Here is a 9584-nt window from a genome sequence, read left to right on the forward strand (position 1 = left end):
CAGAATTTACTTTCAAGCTATGAAATGCCTCCAGGCATTTTTCGGATAAATTGTTTTGTGCATAAGCTTCTTAAGACTCGCTTATAAAGGACTTTGCCTCAATTTATTGAGCTTTTACTTTAGACCTGAGTAGTTACACTGGGGCGGAATAAAGTAACTCATTACATAAATCTGGCAGATCATAATCCTGCCCTGTCAATTCAGACAAAGTCACGTTAGTGGTCATAGACTGTAACTCAAAGCCTGGTTTATTCAATTGAATAGATCCTTGCTGAATAAAAGCACGCTTGCCCATTGCTTGAGCAGCGCCTACTATTTTGTGGTCAAGAAACAATCCTTCATTGCAAACCAGGTGCTCAAAACAATTTGAGCTTGTCCGGGAAGTCCCATCTGCTGCGTTACGCTCGCTTAAACAAGTCATCATTGGCGGCTCAGCCAACTCAGCCTTATTCAAACTTCGCAAGCCTTGCAGATGAACCTTCTCGAACAAGCTCACATCAGACCTAGTGAATAAAACTCCATTTACCATCTCAACCACCATCTCATTAACAGCCTTAAAAGAATCCCTCAACCTACCACCATAGACAGAGTCAGACTGCGCTCCAATAAAGGTGTAACAAATATCACCACCATGGCAAACTGCCTTGCCGCCAGTCGGTCGCACAAAACAATCAATGCCAAGCTCAGAGGCTTCAGCCATAATCTGCTCACGCTCTCTTTGAGCTTTACCAAGTGTGATTGCAGGCTTGTCCCATGTATAGAAAAATAATATAGGCTCAGTTTTTTGACTTAAGTCAAAAATTTCAAATAGCTCAATGTCGCGCTGCATGTAATTAAGCTGCAAGCATTCTGTGATAGTCATCATTCGTCAATTCTGACATAACTTTAGCTAATTCTTATTAGATTTCGCAAAATCAAATATGTATTGCAGCCCAAATCCGAATCCCATACGTGCTATAAATAACAACCATGGGCGAGATTAATAATAAACCACAACTTTTTGTCGTAGCTCAGGCTGGAACATATCTCCAAGCAAAAGACGAACAATATCAAAAGAAATACCAAGCGGTTTGTGATCATTTATTTGCAACAATTCAACTAGACGGTAGATTAGAAGTCAAAATAGAAACAGTTAATGAAAGTAATAAATTTAACGCCTATGTTGATAGCTTAAGAGATAGCCATGTTGATAAAGATAGACCCTTTGCTTTTTTATTTATAGCTCCAGAACAATATGACCGAAAAGCTAATGAAGAACTTGAAAATACCATCAAAGAAATTAGTAATGCTACAAGAGGGGAAAACGGAGACAAAAAAGTAATTGCAAGCTCTGTAATTTTTGTAAATAATGAAACGGAAAATGAAGCTATTGAATTTAAAGATCATTCAAAAACTCTGAATGCACTAGCAAAAGTGGATAATAATTTATTAGAACAAATCCAAAAGAAGTGGACAGAGTTCACACATTACTCATTGAAAACAAAAACAGGTAAATTAAAGTCACAAATTGAAGCTTATTTAAAAGGATTAAATGATCATATCATTCAAGACACTGACCAAATTAAACCACTCACCAAATCTGAAGCTAGAATAATGGTTCTAAAAAAAGAATCTCGAGACTGCAAATACAGTAAATTAACAATAAAGGATCTAAAAAAAGAGCAACAAGAGAAAATTAAATCAATCGATTGGAAAGAAGCCCAGCGTATTAGCAAAGACAAGAAGAAAAGAAAGTCAAGGTATCCTACGATGCAACTTGTAAAAGAAGGTCAGACTTATGGGGAAATTGCAAAACAATTAGATATACAACCTGCATCCGTTTTTAAAATAGTTAATGATTTTCTTCTATACACAGATGATTTCATGAAAGGTGTTGACCAGGATGCAGTTACAGAAACTAAAGACTAAATAGTAAAACTATCTCAAGTATTCGCCGCAAGACTATCCGCCATATAACTAGACCTCACCAAAGGACCAGCCTTAATCCACAGCCCAATCTTGAGCGCCTGCTCTTCGTACCACTGATAAGTCTCAGGTTCAACATACTCTAAAACAGGTAGTGGCATGCCAGGCGGTTGAAGATACTGACCGACAGTGGCGTAGCGTACTCCATGATCATAAAGATCCTGAAATAGTTCGAGCATTTCATCGCGGGTTTCACCAAGACCAACCATAATTCCGCTCTTGAGTTTCAAATTAGACTTGTCGCGAAAGTACGAAAACAAATCAAGTGCCTTCTGATAACTAAATCCTGGACGCACATATGAGTAAGCCTTCTTCACTGTTTGAATATCAAAACAAAGCATGTCTGGTGCCGCAGCAATAATCTCATCAAACGCAAAATCTTGATTTTGAAAATCTGGAATCAACAACTCCAATTGCACGTCTGGTCTATGCTCACGGACATAAGCAACTACTTGCCTAAAATGCGCCGCACCACCATCAAATAAATCATCGCGAGTTGGTGCAGTGATGACCAGATACTTGGCTCCCATATAATTAACCATATCGAGCATCTTTTTGGCTTCGCCAGGATCAACGGGCTCTGGCGGCTTGCGTTCAACAGCACAAAAAGTACAAGCGCGTGTACATTGCGAGCCTAAGATCATCACGGTGACAATCCCGCGACTAATACATTCACCCCGATTAGGGCACTTGGCTTCCTGGCAAACAGTAGTCATGCCATCAAGTGGCATTTTTTTGATTAAGTTGTCAAAATGATACTTTGGCTTGTGGTTGCGCAACCACTTAGGCAACTTGGGCAAGTCATCTTTATTGATCTTAAAAGGGTTTGCTTTGGCTTCAAGCATGGAATAATTATAGAGGAATGAAGCCTGGATTTACAGTAAAAAATATTTTTTCTGAAAAAGAAAAACTCCGGGTCTGTGACTCAGTACACAAACTCAAAGAGTACTGGATTAATCGCGGTGGCTATTTTGAATATCCATTTTTTTCCTTGGGTGCAGCTAGTTATATGGATGCACGTGAAGACCAAAGTCGTTACTATCAATGGGCAAAAAAATTCAATCCTATATTAGAATCGGAATTTGCTTGGCTCTATACTAAAATCCAAGACTGGTTAGAAATAGAACTCGGTAAAGAAATAAAATACCATCCAAAGCAAGCTCTGCCTGGCTTTCATATCTTCCTTGGTGACGAACTTTTTGAAATCCCTGTTGCTTCCAGACATGTTGATTTGCAATATAGAGATCTTGATTGGGGCGACTTGAAATACAAACCTGAAGACTCTTGGAGCTTTACAGCCTATATCAAACTACCAGCCAATGGTGGTGGTATGTCAGTTTGGGACTATAGTCATCAAGACTTACTAGAATTAGATCCACTAGCCAGGGAAGCCAAGCTTAGTGCAGCAGAGTCTCAGTATCATCAATTCCAAGAAGGCGACATCGTCATTCACTCTGGACTTCGCTATCATCAAATTGCTCCAATGGAAGAGCCGACTGAAGAAGATCAAAGAATTAGCTTGCAAGGACATGCTATTTTGGCTGATGATGGAATTTATTACCTCTATTGGTAGCGATTATCTTACCTTTCTTGCGCATAGTCGCAAACACGTGCTATTTTTCTCTTGAATGAAGAATTTTCGTAGAAAGATTTTAGTTTCAGTTTTTGTTTTTGTAATCTTTTTTCCAAGTATCGCTAAAGCGGGTGTGGTTACAGGGGAACTTATAGAAGTTGACTCCGAACAGCGCGAAGAACTAGACGCTTACAGAGTCAAACTTGATGAATGTAACAGTGACAAATACAGTCTAGAAATCAGAGCTAAAGATCTTGATAAAAAGATAGCTGACCTTGCTGCCAAAATGAAAAGTTTGGCAATGAACAATGACAGACTCAACGGTGAACTTAACACACTGAAAGCAGAGAATACAAAATTATTATCAGAAAGAATAACAAGCCTTAAAGAAGAAACAACCACAACAACTACTGAAACTGCTACCAATGCTAAAAAGCAAGCAGTAGTCAAAAGCAAAGACACTTGTGAATCACATCCAATCAAAAGCCCTCTTGGCGTAATCGTTGGTGCTCCAGTTGGATTAGTAGCAGGTGGTCTTAGAGGTGCAATCACTAAAGGTGTTGTAGTTTCAGACAGTATGCAAGAAAACCTTGGGGAAAGTCTGCCAGCTCAATTCGTTTCTAAGACAATTGGATTCGTAGTTGGTACAATACCTGGTGTTCTTTCAGGAATTATTACAGGATTCGTTGACGGTATCAGATACGGTTGGTGCAGTCCATTTACAGCAAAAAGTATCAGTCTAGAAGGTGACTTCGTTGGTGACTGGGATTCATACGATACTTTTAGATAGTAACAAATAGCTTCATGGCAAAATTCACAATATTACACAATCAACGTTGCGGCAAATCTCGTAATGCTCTCAAGTTACTAAAAGAGGAAGGGCATGATATGGAAGTTAGAGAGTATCTAGATGACCCGCTTTCAGAGAAAGAACTTCAAGAACTACTAGCAATTGCCAAGTTTAATAAACAAGATCTAGTTCGCAACAAAGAAGCTAAAGATTCGGGCGTGAATACAAAAACAGACGACTTGGTCAAAGCCATTGCTAAGTATCCCAATATCATGCAAAGACCTGTAGTTATCAAAGATGGCAGAGCCGTGATAGCTAGGGATGATGGTTGGTTTGAGCAATTATAGGACTAATGCCAACGACCCTTTACAAAAAATAAAAATATCTCGGTCTTAGTTTATCAGCAAAACTTTTTTTGATGTCAATTAAACTAGGTTGCACAAAAAGAAAACTCATTTTCTGCATCAAAGTCTTGAGTACTAAAGCACCTTGATCATCATGGGTATCTACAATTAAACTTGGAATCATCCCTAAATTGATTCGTTTATAACCAAGCTCTTTAAAAAACAAAATAGTGTGCACAAACAAAAACTCCAGAATCTCAGAAGACAGTTCAGGAGATAGTCTAATCAAATCAATATTCAATTCCCCAGGCTGACCACTTGAAACCAAATTCACAAAAGCAACTACGTTACCTGCAAAGTTTTCGACAGTCATCACCGTCGTGGATTTAATATAATCAGGATCATAGGAACCAAGCGCAAAGCTCTTCTCCTCTTCACCATTAAGCAACCAAGCCTTGGAGACTTGTTTCAACTCGCCCAAAAATTCTTTACTGCAGGGATTTTTATAATAGCGCACTTTGTAACGCAACGAATCCAACAACCTCAATCCGGCTCTCAGACTCTTGTTCTTCTCACTAGCAATATTGAAACTTGATACATCAATAATAGATTCGTTACCAAGTTTGACATTCGAAAAACCTAAGCTTTGATATGTCTCTGCTAACTGTGGTGAGGTTTGAAAAAAACATGGCTTAAGGTTTTGTTCTTGACAATAGTTTTTAAAACTATTTACTAATGGAGCAAGGTCATCAATCGCTCCAACTGGATCGCCCAAAACCATAGAGATATTTGCAAAATTGGAATATGCCAAAAAAGCATTTAAACCTTCCGCAAAATAGAATGACTTATCATCCCAAAGTTTGTAATAATCTAAACTCCATCTACCAAACTTCTCAACAAGCCCTGTTGCTTTTTGTTTATCAACGTTGTTCTTTTTAAGACCTAATAAGCCCAAAAGATCTGTGACTGATGTATTTAAGTAATTTTTATGATCTAGTTGCATAGCAGTAGTCTATATATCGGCAATTAGAGACAAAAACTGAAGGCTCAATAGGTCAAAAGGATGGCTTTTCATAAGGAATTTTATAAGAATATGCTAATATTGGCCTTATGAATAACGCTGTAGAAGAGTCTGTAACAATTGAAATACCCCCTATTCTCAAGGGCAAAAAGGTCCTAATCTCAGGATTAGCCAATAAACGCAGTATTGCTTGGGGAATCGCTCAAGCGATGCATCAAGCTGGCGCACAAATCATTTTTAGCTATCAAAGCGAAAGACTCAAAGGCGAAGTAGAGAAGGTCCTTGAAGGCAGTATCGACAATGCCACACTCGTTGAGCTAGACGTCGGAAGCGACGCAAGTCTAGATTCTGCTTTTGCAATTATCGACAAAGAGTTTGATGGCAAACTAGATGCTATGGTTCATTGCCTTGCATTTGCACCTCGTGAAACCCTGCAAGGTGGCTACGTTGACACTTTACGCGAACACTATGCATTGGCTCAAGACATTTCTAGCTATTCACTGGCTGCAATGGCACGCAAGGCAAGACCACTAATGCAAAAAGCTGGTGGAGGCTCGATCATTTCACTAAGCTATCTTGGAGCCGAGAAAGTAATCAAAAACTACAACATGATGGGTATCGCCAAAGCAGCTCTAGAAGCTGGTGTTCGTTACCTTGCTGGAGACCTTGGAGTAGACAATATTAGAGTCAACGCAATCTCAGCAGGTCCGGTTAAAACACTGGCGGCAAGAGGCATCGCAGACTTTACCACTATGCTTAACAAGCACGCAGAGATTGCTCCACTGAAACGCAATGTCAGTGTTGAAGATATTGGTGCAACTGCTACTTTCCTTGCAAGTTCAATGAGTAACGGCATTACCGGTGAAGTACTGCACGTAGATTGTGGTTACTCAATAATGGGATAGTTATCGCCATATCGTAAGCAATTACAAATATCAAGCAGATTTAAAATAACAGGATCTATAATTGAGTAAAAAACTACATTGCCTTCTTTACGAGTATTCACTAAATTGCGACTTCTCAATATTGAGAGTTGTTGAGAAACACTAGAACTTTGCGCGCCAAGAATACTAGATAATTCGCCGACACTATGTTCACCATCTCTAAGAGCATCAATGATCTAAATGCGAGCAGGATGTGCAAGGGCTTTAAATATTTCAGCTTTAAATTTTCTTAACTCTAACAAAGACGGTCCTTATATTCTTGAATATTCGAAACTAAATATATAATATTTAGTAAAGTTGGGCTTGGTGTATAACACGCTCCACTATTAATCAAAGTCAGTTACCAACTTTTGAAACAAGCAACCTGTTCAAAAGCAATCTAGAGCAAAGTTTAATGCAAAGTATGTATATCTGAAAGACCATGAAACTAATAGCACAAGAACTGATCATAGCTAGATATAATCATAGGCACACGCTAAAACGAAGTGAAGAATATGATACTGAAAGTACCCCAAGATTTAAAGACAATAGTAGAGATACTTCTTGCTGAGAAAATAATGGCTCTTCCCACCGAAACGGTTTATGGACTTGCGGGACTAGCTTCATCTGAAACAGCGATTCGCCAAATTTATTCAATAAAGAATAGACCATCAATCAACCCTCTAATTAGTCATTATGCAAATATCGAAGAAATCAAAAAAGATGTCGAGGTTAATACACTTGCACAACTCTCGTATTTCAACATTTCTCCAGGACCTTTGACCCTAGTACTTAATAGAAAATCTGGTTCAAGAATTAGTGAGCTTGCCAGTGCTGGCTTAAAAACAGCAGCAGTGAGGATTCCAAATCACAAAATCTGTTTAGAAGTTCTTAATGCAATACAAGCCCCTATCGTTGCGCCAAGCGCAAATCCTTCTGGTAGATTGAGTCCCATATCAGCAGCAAATGTAGTTAAGATGTTTGGCACCAAGCTTGATTATATTTTAGATGGCGGGAGATGCGAGGTAGGAATTGAATCAACAGTAGTTGAGGTTTCAGAAGAAGAACTAACAGTCCTCCGCTATGGTGCAATTACAGTCGAAGACTTACTGACTATAGTTCCAGAAGTGAAAATACCTGGCAATGATGAATCTATCAAATCGCCCGGGATGCTATTGAAGCATTACTCCCCAACTTGCCCAATTCGCTTTGGTTTAGAGACCCACAAAGAAGGAGAGGCATTACTTGCCTTTGGTGATATCAGCAAACTAAAACATGATTTCAAGCTAGTAAAGAACTTAAGTGAAAGAGCAAATTTAGAAGAAGCTGCAACCAATTTATTTAAAATGATCCATGAGCTTGAAGAAGCTGGCGTTAGCGGTATCTCCGTCATGAACATCCCTCAAACTGGCATCGGCAGATCAATCAATGATAGGTTATCAAGAGCAGTCAATGCGCATCATTACTCCGAATGACACTTATCACATTACGTTTATATAATATTATAATATGTAGCAAATTATACTAGAATGTTTTACCAAGCAATACAAGAGCTAACAAAATTGGTTAAGTTCGAAGGCTTAAATCCTAATGATAGAGAGGATTTGGATCGTTGTTCAAAAGCCAACATTAGACCTGTTTCGAAACGAAGTTTCGATGTACAGGTCGCTTTAAAAAAGGTAGCAACCGCGCTGAATGCGCGTGTTGCCTTTGGAGATAATTCCGACTTTCAAAACAAGTCTAATGAATGAAGTAATTCAAGAAATTTTTGTTGCTTTTTTAAATCTGACAAAAATGGTTTCAAAAATGCTAAAATATTCTCTTATGAAAAAAAATATTTTATAGTTTATTAGCCCTTACATTATTCACTTCTCCTGTTCTTGCAAAAGACAAAGGAGTTGTTAAATTTGGTTCAATCAAATTTAATAGTGTTAGTGGTAAGTCAGGTGCTTCAATACTTGCAACGACAGTTGGCGACAAAGTTCAAATTACAGTTGGCGGAACCTCTGGTATCTGATTTAATTGATACTCTAGAAAAAGGTGACAGACTTGATGTTTCAGCTACAGGTGATAGCGTTCAAGACGGAACAGCTAATGTGCTTTTCTTAGGAACCAAGATCAAGATCAATGGCTTCAATAGTTCTACGACAGGCGCTGCAACTAACAATGATAGTGAAGCAACTGGTAGCTTTAAAGTAGTTAAGTACGATAGTGAGACTAAAGAACTCAAATTTACAATTAATGCCAAAGTTAGTCCATGGACTCAAACCAACTCTGATAACAGCACTGAAGTAGTTACCAAAGCTGCCAAGTTAATTGCAGTAGTTGTTGTAACACTGCCTTAATTCGCTGCCAAACCAGCATTCTAATTATATGACTAGATCATTTTGACTAGTCTTTTTGTTTTATATTTAGGCATTTAGTCTATATTTTAGCTTTTATATAAGTGGCAAATTATAAGAGTACGGCTAGAGTTTCTAGCCTGATATGACTTATGAAAAAAGCAATCCTTATAAGCTTTTTCTTATTTTTGTTATATGGCTTTGGCCAGATAGCTAAGGCTTCCTATGATGATGGAGCTGGTCTTGATTATGTGCCACCTTCCCAAAGTTTTGGTATTCATACTATGACCGTACCTGAAGCCTTGACTCTCAATGGCAACTTTGCACTCAAGGATCAAGCTGCTGCGCCGTCTAATACTGTTGGTTACGGTAAGCTTTATAACAACAATGGTGATCTTTATTATCAAAATGGTAGTAGTGTTTTTCTGGTGAATAATATGAGTTTGCTTGCAAGTTCTATCGTGGCTGACTCACTTGATTTTTCAGAGTTTAAAGATGCAATGACTTTGGATGCTAGTACAACAATTGACATGGATACTAATAGTGCAGATCTTAATTTTGATTCAAATACTTTATATATAGATAATGGTGGTAGTGTGGGAATTGGAACTGCTTCACCTGGTAGT

At 38.3% G+C, this 9584-nt stretch carries 12 protein-coding genes; 9 read left to right on the forward strand and 3 right to left on the reverse strand.

The window, feature by feature from the left end; all coding sequences use genetic code 11:
- Positions 1–133: 133 nt before the first annotated feature.
- Complete coding sequence (locus O3C63_08365) at positions 134–865, reverse strand: hypothetical protein (protein MDA0772941.1); 732 nt, start codon at positions 863–865, stop codon at positions 134–136.
- Positions 866–969: 104 nt separating this feature from the next.
- Between O3C63_08365 and O3C63_08370 the strand changes: the two genes are divergently transcribed.
- The gene (locus tag O3C63_08370; protein MDA0772942.1) at positions 970–1908 is read left to right on the forward strand and encodes a hypothetical protein; all 939 of its coding nucleotides are present in this window, start codon (positions 970–972) and stop codon (positions 1906–1908) included.
- A gap of 14 nt (positions 1909–1922) precedes the next feature.
- On the opposite strand, the gene O3C63_08375 is transcribed toward O3C63_08370, so the two are convergent.
- Positions 1923–2810, reverse strand: a complete 888-nt coding sequence (locus O3C63_08375) for a lipoyl synthase (GenBank protein ID MDA0772943.1) — start codon at positions 2808–2810, stop codon at positions 1923–1925.
- Between the two features lie 17 nt (positions 2811–2827).
- Between O3C63_08375 and O3C63_08380 the strand changes: the two genes are divergently transcribed.
- From O3C63_08380 to O3C63_08390, 3 genes are read left to right on the forward strand one after another with little or no spacing between them, the layout of a single operon-like run.
- Positions 2828–3538 carry a hypothetical protein gene (locus O3C63_08380; GenBank protein ID MDA0772944.1) on the forward strand — a complete coding sequence of 237 codons (711 nt, stop codon included), beginning with the start codon at positions 2828–2830 and terminating at the stop codon, positions 3536–3538.
- Positions 3539–3593: 55 nt separating this feature from the next.
- Complete coding sequence (locus tag O3C63_08385) at positions 3594–4328, forward strand: hypothetical protein (GenBank protein ID MDA0772945.1); 735 nt, start codon at positions 3594–3596, stop codon at positions 4326–4328.
- A 14-nt stretch (positions 4329–4342) separates the two neighbouring features.
- A complete protein-coding gene (locus O3C63_08390) occupies positions 4343–4675 on the forward strand; it encodes an arsenate reductase (glutaredoxin) (GenBank protein ID MDA0772946.1) in 333 nt (110 codons plus the stop codon).
- 19 nt (positions 4676–4694) lie between these two features.
- On the opposite strand, the gene O3C63_08395 is transcribed toward O3C63_08390, so the two are convergent.
- Positions 4695–5675, reverse strand: coding sequence for a phosphatidylglycerol lysyltransferase domain-containing protein (locus O3C63_08395; protein MDA0772947.1), 981 nt, complete (start codon positions 5673–5675; stop codon positions 4695–4697).
- Between the two features lie 107 nt (positions 5676–5782).
- Here O3C63_08395 and O3C63_08400 point away from each other — a divergent pair, with 107 nt between their 5' ends.
- The 5 genes from O3C63_08400 to O3C63_08420 form a co-directional block, all read left to right on the forward strand.
- Complete coding sequence (locus tag O3C63_08400; protein ID MDA0772948.1) at positions 5783–6598, forward strand: enoyl-ACP reductase; 816 nt, start codon at positions 5783–5785, stop codon at positions 6596–6598.
- Between the two features lie 533 nt (positions 6599–7131).
- Entirely contained in the window at positions 7132–8091 is a 960-nt protein-coding gene (locus O3C63_08405; protein ID MDA0772949.1) for an L-threonylcarbamoyladenylate synthase, read from the forward strand.
- A gap of 54 nt (positions 8092–8145) precedes the next feature.
- Positions 8146–8367 (forward strand): hypothetical protein, encoded by a 222-nt coding sequence (locus tag O3C63_08410; protein ID MDA0772950.1) that lies wholly within the window; start codon positions 8146–8148, stop codon positions 8365–8367.
- Positions 8368–8610: 243 nt separating this feature from the next.
- Positions 8611–8961 carry a hypothetical protein gene (locus O3C63_08415; GenBank protein ID MDA0772951.1) on the forward strand — a complete coding sequence of 117 codons (351 nt, stop codon included), beginning with the start codon at positions 8611–8613 and terminating at the stop codon, positions 8959–8961.
- Between the two features lie 149 nt (positions 8962–9110).
- Positions 9111–9584, forward strand: a 474-nt coding sequence (locus tag O3C63_08420; GenBank protein ID MDA0772952.1) for a hypothetical protein, incomplete at its 3' end; no start/stop codon positions are given.

Source organism: Cyanobacteriota bacterium (genome assembly GCA_027618255.1).
Taxonomy (GTDB): domain Bacteria; phylum Cyanobacteriota; class Vampirovibrionia; order LMEP-6097; family LMEP-6097; genus JABHOV01.

What these genes read in the sequence shown, in the direction of transcription:
- O3C63_08395 (MDA0772947.1), bottom strand. Translation starts at nt 5,675, where the DNA reads ATGCAACTAGATCATAAAAATTACTTAAATACATCAGTCACAGATCTT.
- O3C63_08410 (MDA0772950.1), top strand. Translation starts at nt 8,146, where the DNA reads ATGTTTTACCAAGCAATACAAGAGCTAACAAAATTGGTTAAGTTCGAA.
- O3C63_08375 (MDA0772943.1), bottom strand. Translation starts at nt 2,810, where the DNA reads ATGCTTGAAGCCAAAGCAAACCCTTTTAAGATCAATAAAGATGACTTG.
- O3C63_08390 (MDA0772946.1), top strand. Translation starts at nt 4,343, where the DNA reads ATGGCAAAATTCACAATATTACACAATCAACGTTGCGGCAAATCTCGT.
- O3C63_08370 (MDA0772942.1), top strand. Translation starts at nt 970, where the DNA reads ATGGGCGAGATTAATAATAAACCACAACTTTTTGTCGTAGCTCAGGCT.
- O3C63_08405 (MDA0772949.1), top strand. Translation starts at nt 7,132, where the DNA reads ATGATACTGAAAGTACCCCAAGATTTAAAGACAATAGTAGAGATACTT.
- O3C63_08380 (MDA0772944.1), top strand. Translation starts at nt 2,828, where the DNA reads ATGAAGCCTGGATTTACAGTAAAAAATATTTTTTCTGAAAAAGAAAAA.
- O3C63_08400 (MDA0772948.1), top strand. Translation starts at nt 5,783, where the DNA reads ATGAATAACGCTGTAGAAGAGTCTGTAACAATTGAAATACCCCCTATT.
- O3C63_08385 (MDA0772945.1), top strand. Translation starts at nt 3,594, where the DNA reads ATGAAGAATTTTCGTAGAAAGATTTTAGTTTCAGTTTTTGTTTTTGTA.
- O3C63_08365 (MDA0772941.1), bottom strand. Translation starts at nt 865, where the DNA reads ATGATGACTATCACAGAATGCTTGCAGCTTAATTACATGCAGCGCGAC.